Here is a 14196-nt window from a genome sequence, read left to right on the forward strand (position 1 = left end):
CCTTTGGGGGAACGGACAGGTGCCGCCCAGGCGAGCCGGGAGGAACCGGCCGGACCGTCAGGGCGTCAGGCCCATGAAGCGCATGCCGTTTTCATACATGATCTTGCGGGTATCGCTGTCGCTGATCCCCTTGCAGGCCTCATCGGCGAAGTCGCGCGGCTTTTCCACGCCCTCGGCATGGGGGTAGTCGGAGCCCATCAGGATCCAGTCGGCATTGCCGACCTGATCGATGATGGCCTTTATATTGTCCTCCGGATAGGCCACGACCGCGACATTGCGGGCGAAGATACGGCTGGGCCGATCCTTCAACTGGCCACCGGGCCAATAGCCGTTCTTGGCCATGCCGCGGCACTTGTCCATCTTGGTCAGCATGGCCGGCACCCATTCGGCGCCGTTTTCCGCCGACAGCAGCTTCACATTGGGGAAGCGCTCGAAGAAGTTCCAGAAGATGAAGCTGGACAGCGTCTCCACCACCGGCCGTTCCGAATAGCCGTGCATCCAGACGAAGGCCGTCTGCTTGATGCGGGACTGCTGCACCGGCTCGCCCCAGACGGCCATGTGGTCCTTCATGTAGATGGCTTCCGACACGTGGAACACCACGCGCAGCTTCGCCTCGTTCACGATGGCCCAGAACCGGTCATGGTCGGGATGCGCCGGAGCCTTGCCGCCATAGGGTCCCATCGGCATCAGGATCACACGGGCACCGTTCGCGATGCACCAGCGCACCTGCTCGCACGCCTTGTCCAGATCGGCCAGGGTGATGATGGGCGCCGTGAAGATCCTGTCCTTGTAATTGAACTTCCAGTGATCCAGCATCCAGTGATTATAGGCGCCCAGCACCTCATGCGCCGCCGCCGGCTGATCCAGATAGGAAATGGCCGTGATCATGTTGCCGATGAACATGATGGCGCCGCGCACATCCCACTCGTCCATGCGGGCCAGGCGCGCCCCCGGCTCCATCATGTCGGCCGTCTTCTGGACATGCAGGTCGATATCGGCCTTGCCCTCCTTCATGGCGCGCAGCCATTCGTGCAGCTTGCCGGGCGCCGGCACCCGGCCATCCTCATGCAGGTGGTCGGCACTGATCTCGACCTTGCGGGCGCCCACATACATGGCGTACTGGCCATCGTCGCCGGTCTTGAAGCTGATTCCGTAATTCTTCTTGGCGCTGTCGGAAAGATAGGCGCTCCACGCCTCCTCCGTCTCCCAGTAATGGGTATCGGCGTCGAAGATGGGACCTTGATAGCGCGGGGCTGCCGCGCCCGGCTTGACTGCGGCCTGGCTGGTCATGGCTTTCCTTCCTGCATGCTTGCAAGGCTCTGATACGCAACAAATATTCTGTCGATTCCCTTGCTGATCGAAATTTAGCAGAGCGGAACCGCCCTGACAGGGGGCGGCATGGACGGGGGGCCCAGTGATCACCCATCTGATGGGTGCTGCCGCCGATACAGGGGTCACAGGTCGTGCGGCCGCAGCCAGCAGCGTTCCGCCGATGCCCGCTCCACCGCTTCCACGACCTTTTGGACGGCCGCCGCCTCGGTGAAGCTCGGTGAGCCCTCCCCGCCCGTGCGGATGGCCTGCACCATGTCGGCGAACATCCAGTCCATGGCGATGAGCGGCCGCGGCCCCGTCGCCGTGCAGCCCGGCACGCGGTGGAACCGCTCCTCGATCGTCACCGGCCGGCAGGCGCGCTCGCCATAGGGGACGGGCCTTGCATCACCGGCATGGAGTTGCGCCGACAGGCCATTGCCAAAGCTGCTGTCGGTCAGCAGAAGCCGACCCCGGTCGCCCCACACCTCCACCCGCCAGCCCTCCGTGTCGGGCACGCACCAGCCGGTCTGCAGGCTGCCGATGGCGCCATTGGCCAGACGCAGGGTGGCCGATCCCAGATCATGGGTGTCGGGACGGAGTACATCGCCATTGGGCAGGAACCATTCCGGCACGCCCGTCGTCAGCATGCCCGTCACCTCCTCCACCCCGCCCAGCAGATGGGTCAGGTAAAGCAGGGCATGCGTGGCGAAATTGCGCCAGCCGGACCCGCCGCTGGCCTTGTCGGCCAGCCAGTAATAGGGGTCCGTCGCCCCGGAATAGGCACTGTAGCAATAGGGCTTCCCGTTCTCCTCGAACAGGGGCAGGAAAAGCTGCACATTGAAGCCCAGCGGCCGGCCGATGAAGCCGGTATCGACCATGGCCTTCATCTGCTGTGCGGCGGGACTCCAGCGGAATTGCGCATCGACGACGCCGACGACACCCTTCGCACGCTGCAGGTCGCGCATGGCCACGGCATCGGCCACGCTGGTGGCAAAGGGCAGCGCGTCATAGACATGCTTGCCATGGCCAAGCGCCGCCATGACCATCGGAAAGCGGAAGGAGGGACGGGTGCCGACATCAATGATATCGAGGTCGGGATCGGCACACATCTCCTCATAGTTCCAATAGGCCTTGGGGATGGAAAAGGCCTTGGCCGCGGCTTCGGCGGTGTGCGGGCGCGCCGTGCAGATGGCCGCCACCTCCACCCCCGGCGTGCGCCGCCAGGCGGGCCCGTGGACCTTCAGGCTCCAGTTGGCGCTGATGATCCCGACCTTCAGAACCTTCTCCGTCATGACCGGCCCTTCCCAACTGTCCGAGATTTCCGGGCCATTTATAATGGCGCCTGCCGACGCTGCTGGCCTTCCCGCCGCCATCCATCACATGCGCGATGAAAGGCCGACCCCGGCTATAGGGTGGCTTGCCCGCCCAGCACCACGGTGGCCTGGCTGGACAGCACGCCGCCATTGCCATGGGCGACGGCCAGGTCCAGGTCCGGCACCTGCCGGTCCCCGGCCTCGCCCCGCAATTGCCGCACGGCCTCCACCAGCAGGAACAGCCCGTACATGCCGGGATGCACGCAGGAAAGGCCGCCGCCATTGGTGTTGACGGCCAGCCGCCCGCCCGGTGCGATGGCCCCATCCGCGACGAACGGCCCGCCCTCCCCCCTGGCGCAGAAGCCCAGATCCTCCAGGAACAGGATGGGGGTGATGGTGAAGGCATCGTACAGCATGGCCAGCCGGATATCGGCCGCCGTCACCCCGGCCTGGGCGAAGGCCTGCGCGCCGGAAATGGCGGCCCCCGTGCGGGTCAGGTCCGGCATGCCGGAAATCTCCCGGTGGGTGACGGCATGGGCCGCCCCCAGCACCGCGACCGGCGGCCGGCGCAGATCGCGGGCCCGGTCGGCCCGCACCATGACGATGGCCGCCGCCCCGTCATTGAACAGGCAGCAATCACGCACCGTCAGGGGGGTGGAGACCATGCGCGCCGACAATACCTGATCGATTGTCAGCGGGTCGCGCACCGCCGCCTCCGGGTTCCGCTGCGCCCAGGCGCGCGCCGCCACGGCCACCGCCGCCAATTGCTCGCGCGTCGTGCCATAAAGGTGCATGTGGCGGCTGGTCGCCAGCGCATAGGACGAGATGGGGGCCAGGGGCTGGTACGGCGCCTCCCAGGGCGATGACCGCGTCATGCCCACCGTCTTGGGCGGGTTGCTGGCCGGGTTGGCGCCATAGGCGATCAGGGCACAGTCGATCAGGCCCGCTGCCAGCGCCAGGGCCGCCTGCTGCACATAGACCTCGAACGCCGAACCGCCCGTGCGGTTGCAATCGGTGACCTTGGGCGTGATGCCCAGATACTCGGCCAGTTCCATCCCCCCCAGCGCCTCGAAGGGGGCGGAGGTGTACAGCGCATCGACATCGGCCAGGCTCAGCCCGGCATCGGCCAGCGCCAGCAGAGAGGCCCTGGCCGCCATGTCGACGGCGGCGACACCCGGGCAGCGGCCGATGCCGAAGGTCGCCGCCCCCGCGATGGATGCGGCACCGCGGGGAAATCCGTGACGATAATTCATGCGGGCACAAAGACCAGCAGCGGCTGGCCTTCCTCCTGGATGATGCGGGCACGCACGCGGGCGCCGATGGCGACCGCTTCCGGGGCGATGTCGATCACCCGGCTCATCAGCCGCGGGCCTTCATCCAGATCGATCAGCGCAACATTGTAATTCTCGGCCGGGTCCCGGCGCTGGATGGCGGTGGTGGCATGCACGGTTCCCGTCCCCGCCGCCTCCACCCATTCCAGGTCTTCCGCGCCAGTGCCGGGGGCGGCGATGCGGGGATGGAAGACGAAGGCCCCCGTCGACGCGCTGCGCTGGATCATGAACCGTCCCTGCGCCAGGAAGGCACGCCATTCCGCCTCGGGCTGGATCATCGTTCAGGCCCCCTTGAAGGCGGGCGGCCGCTTTTCCTTGAAGGCGGCAAGTCCCTCGTGATGGTCGTCGGTGCGGCTGGCGATGGGTTGCATGGTATATTCCATGTCCAGGAACTGATCGAAGCTGCTGCTGGCCGCCAGGTCGAACTGCCGCTTGGCCAGGCCCAGCGCCACCGTGGGTCCCGACGCCAGGCTGTGCGCCAGTTCCAGGGCGCGCTCCATCAGCCTGTCCCCGTCCACCTTCTCCAGCGCCAGGCCCAGTTGCACCGCCTCGTCGGCGCGGACCATGCGGCCGGAATAGGCGATTTCCTTGGCCCGCATGGCGCCGACATGCTGGCGCAGCAGCCAGACGGAACCGCCGTCGGGCGACAGGCCGATATTGCGGAAAATCTGCGCGAACTTCGCCCGCTCCGACACCAGAACGATGTCGCAGCACAGCGCATAGGCCCAGGCCACCCCGACGCACACACCCGGAATGGCGGCGATGGTCGGCTTTTTCAGGTGATAGATCGACCGGGCGATGCGGTGCAGCGTGTGCATCCGGTCCAGCGACCCGTTGATGCCCCCTACCCCCATATTCCCGACATCCATGCCGGAACAGAAATCCCCCCCGGCGCCGGTCAGCACGACGGCGCGGACGGCAGGGTCCAGGGCGATCTCGTCGAACGCTTCCCAAAGCTGGCGGCGCATCTCATGCGTAATGGCGTTCTTGGTTTCGGGGCGGTTCAGGGTGACGATGGCGATGCCGTCGCGGCGTTCAACGTCGATGGTCATGGATAGGCTCCCGAAGACTATTCTCCCCCGCGGGTTTCGGCCATTCGGGCGCGCGGGGCAAGGTGCCGGGCACGACATCGCAGACGTGATGATTTCCGCCTGCCCCGTGGCGCTGCGGCCGGCACTTCCCGTACCTGTGGGGTCGGAAAACCCTTCTCATGGAAGCCGACAGATGAACGAAGCCGCCATCGTCGCCACCGCCCGCACCGGCATCGGCAAGGCCCATCGCGGATCGCTGAACAATATTCACGGGGCCAGCATGGCAGGCCATGTCATCGAAGCCGCGGTGCGCCGCGCCGGCATCGATCCGGCAGAGGTGGAGGATGTGCTGCTGGGCACGGCGCGGGCGGAAGGCGCCGTCGGGTCCAACATCGCCCGTCAGGCCGCCTTGCGCGCCGGGCTGCCGCAAAGCGTGGCCGGCGTCACGCTGGACCGCAAATGTTCATCGGGGCTGCAGAGCATCGCCTTTGCCGCCCAGCGCATCCGGGCCGGCGAAGGCGGGATTTACGTTGCCGGCGGGGTGGAAACCGTCTCCCTGGTCGATCCGCATCGCAACAAATTCCGGACGCAGGATGATTGGCTGGCCTCCCATGTGCCGGCGCTCTACTGGCCCATGATCCGCACGGCTGACCTGGTCGCCACCCGTTACGGCATCAGCCGGGAGGCACAGGATGCATATGCCGTGGAAAGCCAGCGCCGCACCGACGAAGCCCAGCGCGCCGGCCATTTCGACGCGGAGATCGTGCCCGTCACCACCATCCGCAACGTCACCGACAAGGCGGGCGCCGTGACCGGGCAGGAGGAGGTGACGCTTTCCCGCGACGAGGGCAACCGCCCCGGCACCAGCATCGATGCGCTGGCCAGGCTGAAGCCCGTCGCTGAAGGCGGCACGACCACGGCCGGCAATGCCAGCCAGCTTTCCGACGGTTCGTCGGTCTGCGTGGTGATGGCGGCGGATGAGGCGGCGCAGCGCGGCCTGCCCATCCTGGGCCGGCTGGTCGGGTTCGACGTGGTGGGCTGCGCGCCGGAGGAAATGGGGATCGGCCCCGCGCTGGCCGTGCCGAAGCTGCTGCGCAAGCACCGACTGACCGTCGATGATATCGACCTGTGGGAATTGAACGAGGCCTTTGCCGTGCAGGTCCTCTATTGCCGCGACCAGCTGGGCATCCCCATGTCGCGCCTGAATGTCGATGGGGGGGCGATTTCCATCGGCCATCCGTTCGGCATGTCGGGGTCGCGCATGGTGGGGCACGCGCTGCTGGCCGGCCGGCGGCTGGGGGCGAAGCGCGCCGTGGTGACCATGTGCATCGGCGGCGGCATGGGGGCCGCCGCCTTGCTGGAGATCGGGGGCTGATGCCCCCCTTTACCCGCCGCGCGTCACGGGGATCAGCGCGCCGCTGATGCAGCGGGCCTGAGGGGACGCCAGGAAAGCGATCACCTGTGCGATGGCGTCCGCCGTCACCCATGTGGTGAAATCGGCATCCGGAATGTCGGCGCGGTTGGCCGGGGTGTCGATGATGCTGGGCAGCACGGCATTGACATTCACCCCCGTCCCCGCCAGTTCGGCCGACAGGCTTTCCGTCAGCCGGTGAACGGCCGACTTGGCGGCGGCATAGGCCCCCATGCCGGCCCCGGCCGTCAGCGACGCGGCCGATCCGATATTGACGATCCGCCCACTCCCCGCCGCCTTCAGGGCCGGCAGGGCCGCCTTGCTCATGGTGGCGCAGGTGACGGCATTCATGGCGTAAAGCCGCTGCCAGCCGGCAACGTCACCATCGGCCAGCGTCTGCCAGGCAAAACCGCCGGCCACATTGACCAACACATCGATGCCGCCGAAGGCCGCTGTCACCTCTGCCGCCACCCTGGCGGCGGCGGCACCGTCGGTCAGGTCCACGCCACCGATATCCAGACCGCCCGCACCGGCGGCATCCGGCGCCGTGGCTGCGAAATCCACCCGCGCCACACGGTCGCCCGACGCCGTAAAGGCGGCGGCAACGGCGCGGCCCAGCACGCCGAAGCCGCCGGTGACGATGATCGAACGTCCACTCATGATCCGCTTTCCCCCTGGATGATGCCGGTCCCGCCGGCAAATGCGCGGCGCAGGCTGATCTTGTCGATCTTGCCGCTGGGCAGCAGCGGCAGGGCGTCGACGAAGCGCACATGCCGCGGCTTCTTGTAACCGGCCAGCAGGCGCTGGCTGTGCGCAATGATCTCCTCCGCGGTGGGCCGGGTCCCCGCCCGGGGCACGATGACGGCCATCACCGTCTCGCCCCAGCGATCGTCCGGCACGCCGATGACGGCGACCGACGCCACGTCGGGATGCTCGGCCAGCGCCCGCTCCACCTCCTGGCTGTAGATATTCTCCCCGCCGGAAATGATCATGTCCTTCTTGCGGTCCACCAGAAAGATGTTGCCGGCCGGATCGGCGTAACCGACATCGCCCGTGCGCAGCCAGCCGTTGCGCAAAGCCTCGATCGTGGCCACGCTGTTGTTCCAGTAACCCGTCATCACTGATGCGCTGCGCAGCCAGAGCTCCCCCGGCACACCCGGCGGGCAGTCGCTGCCATCATCGGCCACGATGCGGATCGCCGCCTTGGCATTGGGCTGGCCGATGGAGGCCAGCAAACGGGCATCCGGCCCTGTCAGGGCATGCTTGTGCTTGGGCAGGCAGGTGCCATTCCCCTCGCTCATGCCCCAGCCATTCACGAAGACGGGGCCGAAGCGGGCCAGGGCACGGCGCAGCAGGGCCGGCGACATGGGCGCGGCGGCATAGGCGATGGTCTCCACGCTGCCGGTATCGACCTCGCGCCCCTCCGCAGCGTCCAGCACGGCTTGCAGCATCTGCGGCACGAAATGCAGGTTGGTGATGCGCTCCGCTGCCACGATCTCCAGCGCGCGGGCGGGATCGAAGGCGCGTTCGATGAACAGCGTGCCGCTGCGCCAAAGCTGGGCATAGCTGGAGGATTGGGCCCCCGCATGGAACAGCGGCATCACCACCAGCGACCGGCCGCCGGTGCGGAAATCGAACATCATGGCCATCTGCTCCCCCAGCGTCAGTTCCGCCAGGTGGGAGCGCATGACACCCTTTGGCCGGCCCGTCGTGCCACTGGTATAGATCAACGTCGCCAGTTCGCCGGGCTGCACCTGCTGGTCCGGCAGGCTGCCGGCCCCGCGGTCCATCAGGGCGTGATAGGGGATGGCCCAGTCGAAGGCATCGCTGTCCAGGCAGACATAAAGCCCGATGTCCAGCCGGGCGCGGATGCTGTCGATGGCGGGACCATAGGTCGCTTCGAAGATCAGGACCTGCGGGCGCGTATCGGTCAGGATATGCTCGAATTCCGGTGCCGCCAGCCGGAAATTCACGGTCGCCAGCACCAGACCGGACAGCCAGCAGCCGGCCATCACCTCCAGATAGGTGTCGCTGTTCATGGCCAGGATGGAGACACGGTCCTGCCGCTGGCACCCGCTGGCCAGCAGCGCCGCCCCCAACCGCTCCGACCGTTCCAGCAGGGCGCGGTTGCTGGTCCGCCGCCCGGCATGGACCGTGACGATGTCATCGGGAAAGAAACGGGCATTGCGGCGGACAAGATCGCCCAGGGACCGGATCATCACTGTTCTCACGAAAGCCGGGACAGGCGGGGGCCAACCCCCCGGAACCGCTTGTCCGGCAGCGCCCGCCAAAGGTCGAGCAATAGCGTCGGTCGGAGGCCAACCCTTCACAACCTCGATATCCTGCCACCGATGCGACATGGACGGATGCGTCCGGACAGCAAACATGCGACAGCAGAAGCCATCGCGCCGCCGGCAATCAGGCGGACCCAATGCCCAAGGATCGGGGTGGATATGACGGACAAGGCAGTACCCGATGCCGCGACACAACGCGACATCTACCGCCGGATGGCCTTGATCAAGGCCAATGACGAGCGGTCGCGCAAGGTGATCCATGCGGGTCGCGTGGTGATGCCCTATTATTCGCCGCGCGGCCAGGAGGTGATCCCCAGCGCCGTCTCGGTCAACCTGACCGATGATGACTATATCTGCACCATCTATCGCGGCACCCATGACATGCTGGCCAAGGGCGTGCCGCTGCGCGACCTGTGGGCGGAACTGGCCGGCCGCATCACCGGCACCTGCAAGGGCAAGGGCGGGCCGATGCACATCACCCACCCGAAATCGGGCGTGATGGTAACGACGGGCATCGTCGGTTCCTCCATGCCCATCGCCAACGGTCTGGCCTGGGGATCGCAACTGCGCGGCGACGGGCGGGTGACGGTGGCCTATTTCGGCGATGGCGCCTCGAATATCGGCGCTTTCCACGAAAGCCTGAACATGGCGTCGGTCTGGAAGCTGCCCGTCATCTTCGTCTGCCAGAACAACGAATGGGGCGAACACACATCCTATGAAAAGGCGACCTCGGCCCGGCAGATCGCCGACCGGGCGCATGGCTATTCCATGCCGGGCGTGCGGGTGGACGGCAACGACCCGTTCGCCATGTATGCCGCCGCGAAGGAAGCTATCAACCGCGCGCGGGCCGGCGGCGGGCCCACCCTGATCGAAGCCATGACCTACCGCTTCCATGGCCACGTGCTGGGCGATGCAGACGCCTACATGGACAAGGCACGCAAGCAGGCCGCCATCGACGCCGACCCCGTGCCGCGCTTCCGGGCATTGCTGATCGAAACCGGTGTGGCGACCGAGGCCGAGTTGGCCGCGATGGAGGCGGAGATCGAGACCGCCCTGGACGACGCCATCGAATACGCCCTGGCCAGCGACTGGCCGGGTGTGGAGGAACTGTCCCGCGACGTGTTCGCGCAAGGAGCCGTGTGATGAGCGCCGCGACCAAGAAGACGCCCAAGGAAAACATCCTGCAGGCCATCAACCGCGCGCTGGCCGACGCCATGGAAAGCGATGACAGCGTGCTGGTCCTGGGCGAGGATGTGGCCGACCCGGAGGAAGGCGGCGTTGTCGGCGCGACGCGCGGGCTTTCCACCCGGTTCGGTGAACATCGGGTGCGGTCAACTCCCATCTCCGAACAGGCCATCATCGGGGCCGCCATCGGCGCCTCGCTGGTCGGGTTCAAGCCGGTGGCGGAGATCATGCTGATGAACTTCACCACCGTGGCGATGGACATGATCGTCAACCATGCCGCCAAGCTGCGCTTCATGTCGGGCGGGCAGACGCACGTGCCCATCGTCATCCGCACCATGACGGGCACGGGCTTCGGCACGGGCGGACAGCATTGCGACTATCTGGAGGCCTGGTTCGCGCACACGGCCGGCATCAAGGTGGTGGCCCCGTCCAGCCCGAAGGACGCCTATGGCCTGATGCGCAGCGCCATCGATGATCCCGACCCCGTGCTGTTCATCGAGAACCTGCCCACCTACTGGTCCCCGGACGAGGCGGCGGAGAAGGATTTCCGCGTGCCGCTGGGCAAGGCTAATGTGCTGGCCACCGGCAGCGACGTCACCATCATCGCCTATGCCCGCATGGTGAACGAGGCGAAGTCGGCATTGCCCAAGCTGGCCGAGGCCGGGATCAGCGCCGAACTGATCGACCTGCGGTCCGTGGCACCCTGGGATCAGGAAACGGTCCTGGCCTCGGTCGCCCGCACGGGCCGCGCGCTGATCGTGCATGAGGCCGTGACGCCCTTCGGCGTGGGCGCGGAGGTCAGTGCCGTGCTGCATGAAAGACTGTTCCGGCAGTTGCATGCGCCCGTAAAGCGGCTGGGCGGCGCTTTCTGCCCGGTCCCCTTCTCCAAACCGCTTGAAACCGCCTTCGCCCCGCAGGCCGCCGATATCGTCACGGCGGTCCGGGACCTGCTGACGGCATGAAACCAATATAACTGAACAGGTGACCTGATGGCTTTCGACGTCCTGATGCCGAAGATCGGCTTTTCCATGAATGAAGGCGTGCTGACCGGCTGGCTGGTGGCCGATGGGGCGGCCGTGACCGAGGGCCAGCCGCTCTACGAGCTGGAAAGCGAGAAATCCACCCAGGAGGTGGAGAGCCCCGCCACCGGCACCCTGCGCATCAAGGCGGAGGTGGGCGAAACCTATGAGGTGGGCGCGCTGCTGGCCGTGATCGAGTGAGGCGGAGATGACCGACCTTCTCGATGGTCTGGCACCCTGGCCGCAAGCGGATTTCGCCGCCTTCGGCCCCGTGCAGACACGCAAACTGTCCAAGATCCAGAAGCTGGTCGGGGCCTTCCTCGGCCGCAACTGGGTCGCCATACCCCATGTCACGCATCAGGACGATGCGGATGTGACGGATATGGAGGCACGCCGGACGGCCCACAATGCCGGGGGCGGGGCAAGGCTGACCCCCGTGCCGCTGCTGGTGAAGGCCATGGCGTCGGCCCTGCGCGCCTATCCGCAGTTCAACGCCTCGCTGGATGGCAACCGGGACACGCTGGTCCTGAAGGATTATGTCCATATCGGTGTGGCCGTGGACACACCCGGCGGGCTGCTGGTACCCGTCATCCGCGATTGCGATACCAGAAGCGTGACGGACATCGCGGCGGAACTCGCCACCCTGTCCGAACGTGCCCGGACCAGGGGCCTGCCCATGGCCGACATGTCAGGCGGCTGCATGACGCTGACCTCGCTGGGTCATATCGGCGGCACGGGCTTCACGCCCATCGTCAACGCGCCGGAAGTGGCCATCCTGGGCGTCACCCGCGCCCGGCCCGTCGCCACACCGGGACCCGATGGCGGGATCGTCTGGCGGCAGATGCTGCCCCTGTCGCTATCCTATGACCACCGGGTCATCAATGGCGCCGATGCGGCCCGCTTCGTCCGGCACGTGGCGGAAAGGCTGGCCGACCCGGCGCTGTTTGACTGACCCCTGCCATACGTGTGCCAGTCGGCGCGGATACCGGGGTCGAGATCTCTCGACCCCGGTATCCGGCATACAGACGGGCGAAGGGCCGGTGCGGATCATCCGCGCCGGCCCTTTGTCTTTTGTGGCCACGTCAGGGCTGGATGCGGGGGGCTATAACAGGCCCCGTTCCTCCGCCGTCTTCACGTCCGGGTCCAGCCCGATTTCCCGCAAGGCCTCGATCACGGCCGTCGTGGCTGACGCGATGCAGGGAAAGCCGACATAGGGCACGGACTGGATCAGCACCTCTTCCAGTTCCTGCACGGTCAGGCCATTGGCCACGCCGATCTTGACATGGTTTTTCAACTCAGCCGTCTGGCGCTGGGCGATCAGGATGCCGATCACCACGAGACTGCGCTGCTTCTTCTCCAGCCCATCCCGGCCCCAGGCATCGGCGAAGGCATAGTTCACGGCCATCCGGGAGATGGCCGATCCGAACTTGCCCGAGGTGGCGGCGGCGCGCAGCGCGTCGCTGAATTTCGGCCCCATCATGCCGCCGATGACGGCAAGGCCGCGTTCCGACTTCTCATCCAGGCTCATGCTGCCTTCCTCCCTGTTCACGCTGCCGCCGGTTTCGCACCACGAACCAGACGCCCCGGCAGGGCGCCTGTGGCACGGCCGTTACGGTAGGTGACCTGGCCCGATACGATCGTTGCCTCGTACCCGTCGGCCTTCTGGCTGAGGCGGCGGCCATCCGCCGGCAGGTCGCGCTTCACGCGGGGGGCATAAAGTGCCAAGCGCTCCATGTCGATCACGTTCAGGTCGGCTTTGTAGCCCGGCTTCAGCACGCCGCGATCCAGCAACCCCACCGTGGACGCGGTTTCCCGCGCCAGCATGCTGACGGCTTTTTCCACGGTCAGACGCTTCTGGTCACGGACATATTCGGTCAGGACGAAGGTCGGGAAGGCCGCATCGCAGATCATGCCATAATGCGCCCCACCATCGCCCAGCCCCAGGACCGTCCCCGGCAGCCCGAACAGGTCGGCCGCCGCATCCATGCGCCCGTTTTCCGTATTGCCCATGGGGCAGTAAAGAATGGCGCGGCCGTTCTGGCGCAGCAACTCGTCATACATCAATTCCCGTTCGCCCACGCCCAGCCTTTCCGCCCGCGCCTTGATGCTGTCATCGGGCGAGGGGTTGTAGTTCGGCGGGTCGCCCAGCGGGAACAGCAGGTGGGTTTGCTGCACGACCCACAGGAAGAACGGGTTGGGGTCCTGCGGCTCCTCCGCCAGCAGGCGGGCGCGGAAGGCCGGGTCGCGCATCACCGCCAGCTTCTCGGCTAGGGGCAGGTTCTCGATCTCCTTGTAGGACGGGTTCAGCGAGAACGGATGATAGGACAGGTCCAGCCCGAACAGCATGCCGATGGGCCGCGGATAATATTGCCCGTGGATGGGCAGACTGTCGGCCGCCGCCTTGGTGACGCCATCCAGATAGCCACGCCAGCCGCCGGCAATCTGGTCCCCCGTCAGCAGGCTGAAATTCACGGGCCGGCCGGAATATTCAGCCAGTTCGCGGATGATGGCGAATTCCGCGTCCGATGAATTGTTGGTGTTGGGGATCAACTGGAACACGCCGGCGCCGGCATCCTTCAACCCGGCGGCCAGGGCCTTCAGTTCCTCTACCTCCGTCTGGGTGGAGGGGGCCGGGCGGCCGTCGCGGAACCGGTGGGCCAACTGACGGGAGGTGGAGACACCCAGCGCGCCGGCCCTGACCGCATCGGCCGTCAGGCGGCGCATTTCGGCCAGGTCCTGGCCGGTCGGCGGCTCCAGATCGGCGCCGCGCTTGCCCATGACATAGACGCGCAGGGGGCTGTGCGGCAGTTGGGCCGCGAAATCGATATCGGTCCGGCGCACCGACAGCGCGTCCAGATAGTCGGGGAAGGTTTCCCAGTTCCAGGGCACGCCCTCGGCCATCACCACTTCGGGAATGTCCTCCACCCCCTCCATCAGCTTGATGGCCATCTGCTGGTCTCCGGCATGCACGGGCGCGAAGCCGACACCGCAATTGCCCATGATGACGGTCGTCACCCCATGGTCGGACGACGGGGCCAGCCGGCTTTCCCACGTCACCTGCCCGTCATAATGGGTGTGGACATCGACAAAGCCCGGCGTGACGACCATGCCGGCAGCGTCGATCACCTGGTCGGCGGTGCCGTCCACCACGCCCACGGCGGCAATGCGGTCGCCCTTGATGGCGACGTCGCCGGTGAAGGCCGGGCCACCCGTTCCATCCACGACGGTGCCGCCACGGATCAGCAGATCATAATGCTGGCTCATCACAAATCCTCCCTTGCCGCCTGTCGGGCCGGCCGGC

Annotated in this window: 14 protein-coding genes; 5 read left to right on the forward strand and 9 right to left on the reverse strand. The window is 66.8% G+C overall.

All coding sequences use genetic code 11. The annotated features are described in order from the left end of the window. Window positions 1-57: 57 nt before the first annotated feature. From ACM9LZ_RS09865 to ACM9LZ_RS09885, 5 genes are all read right to left on the reverse strand, one after another. Window positions 58-1290 (reverse strand): amidohydrolase family protein, encoded by a 1233-nt coding sequence (locus tag ACM9LZ_RS09865; protein WP_416619223.1) that lies wholly within the window; start codon window positions 1288-1290, stop codon window positions 58-60. 164 nt (window positions 1291-1454) lie between these two features. Further along, window positions 1455-2603: a Gfo/Idh/MocA family protein gene (locus ACM9LZ_RS09870; protein ID WP_416619224.1), complete on the reverse strand. Its 1149-nt coding sequence runs from the start codon at window positions 2601-2603 to the stop codon at window positions 1455-1457. Window positions 2604-2716: 113 nt separating this feature from the next. Continuing rightward, window positions 2717-3877 (reverse strand): acetyl-CoA acetyltransferase, encoded by a 1161-nt coding sequence (locus ACM9LZ_RS09875; RefSeq protein WP_416619225.1) that lies wholly within the window; start codon window positions 3875-3877, stop codon window positions 2717-2719. Further along, complete coding sequence (locus ACM9LZ_RS09880; protein WP_416619226.1) at window positions 3874-4233, reverse strand: Zn-ribbon domain-containing OB-fold protein; 360 nt, start codon at window positions 4231-4233, stop codon at window positions 3874-3876. Before ACM9LZ_RS09880 ends, ACM9LZ_RS09875 begins: the two co-directional genes overlap by 4 nt. Window positions 4234-4236: 3 nt before the next feature. Then, a complete protein-coding gene (locus ACM9LZ_RS09885) occupies window positions 4237-5007 on the reverse strand; it encodes an enoyl-CoA hydratase/isomerase family protein (protein WP_416619227.1) in 771 nt (256 codons plus the stop codon). Window positions 5008-5179: 172 nt separating this feature from the next. Here ACM9LZ_RS09885 and ACM9LZ_RS09890 point away from each other — a divergent pair, with 172 nt between their 5' ends. Further along, the gene (locus tag ACM9LZ_RS09890; protein WP_416619228.1) at window positions 5180-6361 is read left to right on the forward strand and encodes an acetyl-CoA C-acyltransferase; all 1182 of its coding nucleotides are present in this window, start codon (window positions 5180-5182) and stop codon (window positions 6359-6361) included. A gap of 9 nt (window positions 6362-6370) precedes the next feature. Here ACM9LZ_RS09890 and ACM9LZ_RS09895 read toward each other — a convergent pair whose 3' ends face one another. Together ACM9LZ_RS09895 and ACM9LZ_RS09900 are read right to left on the reverse strand one after the other, a co-directional pair. After that, window positions 6371-7057 (reverse strand): SDR family NAD(P)-dependent oxidoreductase, encoded by a 687-nt coding sequence (locus ACM9LZ_RS09895; protein ID WP_416619229.1) that lies wholly within the window; start codon window positions 7055-7057, stop codon window positions 6371-6373. Next, a complete protein-coding gene (locus tag ACM9LZ_RS09900) occupies window positions 7054-8616 on the reverse strand; it encodes a class I adenylate-forming enzyme family protein (protein ID WP_416619230.1) in 1563 nt (520 codons plus the stop codon). The genes ACM9LZ_RS09895 and ACM9LZ_RS09900 overlap by 4 nt, the downstream gene beginning before the upstream one ends. A gap of 234 nt (window positions 8617-8850) precedes the next feature. On the opposite strand from ACM9LZ_RS09900, the gene ACM9LZ_RS09905 reads away from it, so the two are divergent. From ACM9LZ_RS09905 to ACM9LZ_RS09920, 4 genes are read left to right on the forward strand one after another with little or no spacing between them, the layout of a single operon-like run. Then, the gene (locus ACM9LZ_RS09905) at window positions 8851-9834 is read left to right on the forward strand and encodes a thiamine pyrophosphate-dependent dehydrogenase E1 component subunit alpha (RefSeq protein WP_416619231.1); all 984 of its coding nucleotides are present in this window, start codon (window positions 8851-8853) and stop codon (window positions 9832-9834) included. Continuing rightward, a complete protein-coding gene (locus tag ACM9LZ_RS09910) occupies window positions 9834-10838 on the forward strand; it encodes an alpha-ketoacid dehydrogenase subunit beta (RefSeq protein ID WP_416619232.1) in 1005 nt (334 codons plus the stop codon). Before ACM9LZ_RS09905 ends, ACM9LZ_RS09910 begins: the two co-directional genes overlap by 1 nt. Before the next feature lie 27 nt (window positions 10839-10865). Beyond that, window positions 10866-11096: a biotin/lipoyl-containing protein gene (locus tag ACM9LZ_RS09915; RefSeq protein ID WP_416619233.1), complete on the forward strand. Its 231-nt coding sequence runs from the start codon at window positions 10866-10868 to the stop codon at window positions 11094-11096. A gap of 7 nt (window positions 11097-11103) precedes the next feature. Beyond that, window positions 11104-11847 (forward strand): 2-oxo acid dehydrogenase subunit E2, encoded by a 744-nt coding sequence (locus tag ACM9LZ_RS09920; RefSeq protein WP_416619234.1) that lies wholly within the window; start codon window positions 11104-11106, stop codon window positions 11845-11847. A 150-nt stretch (window positions 11848-11997) separates the two neighbouring features. Here the strand turns inward: ACM9LZ_RS09920 and ACM9LZ_RS09925 are convergent, their stop codons facing one another. Further along, complete coding sequence (locus tag ACM9LZ_RS09925) at window positions 11998-12423, reverse strand: carboxymuconolactone decarboxylase family protein (RefSeq protein ID WP_416619235.1); 426 nt, start codon at window positions 12421-12423, stop codon at window positions 11998-12000. Between the two features lie 17 nt (window positions 12424-12440). After that, entirely contained in the window at window positions 12441-14159 is a 1719-nt protein-coding gene (locus ACM9LZ_RS09930; protein WP_416619236.1) for an N-acyl-D-amino-acid deacylase family protein, read from the reverse strand. Between the last annotated feature and the right edge of the window lie 37 nt (window positions 14160-14196).

Origin of the sequence: Niveispirillum fermenti, from assembly GCF_048066175.1 — a bacterium.
Classification (GTDB): Bacteria; Pseudomonadota; Alphaproteobacteria; order Azospirillales; family Azospirillaceae; genus Niveispirillum; species Niveispirillum fermenti.

Bases quoted from the DNA above. Each gene is read 5' to 3' on its own strand.
- ACM9LZ_RS09890 (WP_416619228.1), top strand. From the start codon at position 5,180: ATGAACGAAGCCGCCATCGTCGCCACCGCCCGCACCGGCATCGGCAAG.
- ACM9LZ_RS09925 (WP_416619235.1), bottom strand. From the start codon at position 12,423: ATGAGCCTGGATGAGAAGTCGGAACGCGGCCTTGCCGTCATCGGCGGC.
- ACM9LZ_RS09910 (WP_416619232.1), top strand. From the start codon at position 9,834: ATGAGCGCCGCGACCAAGAAGACGCCCAAGGAAAACATCCTGCAGGCC.
- ACM9LZ_RS09900 (WP_416619230.1), bottom strand. From the start codon at position 8,616: ATGATCCGGTCCCTGGGCGATCTTGTCCGCCGCAATGCCCGTTTCTTT.
- ACM9LZ_RS09880 (WP_416619226.1), bottom strand. From the start codon at position 4,233: ATGATCCAGCCCGAGGCGGAATGGCGTGCCTTCCTGGCGCAGGGACGG.
- ACM9LZ_RS09920 (WP_416619234.1), top strand. From the start codon at position 11,104: ATGACCGACCTTCTCGATGGTCTGGCACCCTGGCCGCAAGCGGATTTC.
- ACM9LZ_RS09885 (WP_416619227.1), bottom strand. From the start codon at position 5,007: ATGACCATCGACGTTGAACGCCGCGACGGCATCGCCATCGTCACCCTG.
- ACM9LZ_RS09905 (WP_416619231.1), top strand. From the start codon at position 8,851: ATGACGGACAAGGCAGTACCCGATGCCGCGACACAACGCGACATCTAC.
- ACM9LZ_RS09870 (WP_416619224.1), bottom strand. From the start codon at position 2,603: ATGACGGAGAAGGTTCTGAAGGTCGGGATCATCAGCGCCAACTGGAGC.
- ACM9LZ_RS09875 (WP_416619225.1), bottom strand. From the start codon at position 3,877: ATGAATTATCGTCACGGATTTCCCCGCGGTGCCGCATCCATCGCGGGG.
- ACM9LZ_RS09915 (WP_416619233.1), top strand. From the start codon at position 10,866: ATGGCTTTCGACGTCCTGATGCCGAAGATCGGCTTTTCCATGAATGAA.
- ACM9LZ_RS09895 (WP_416619229.1), bottom strand. From the start codon at position 7,057: ATGAGTGGACGTTCGATCATCGTCACCGGCGGCTTCGGCGTGCTGGGC.
- ACM9LZ_RS09865 (WP_416619223.1), bottom strand. From the start codon at position 1,290: ATGACCAGCCAGGCCGCAGTCAAGCCGGGCGCGGCAGCCCCGCGCTAT.
- ACM9LZ_RS09930 (WP_416619236.1), bottom strand. From the start codon at position 14,159: ATGAGCCAGCATTATGATCTGCTGATCCGTGGCGGCACCGTCGTGGAT.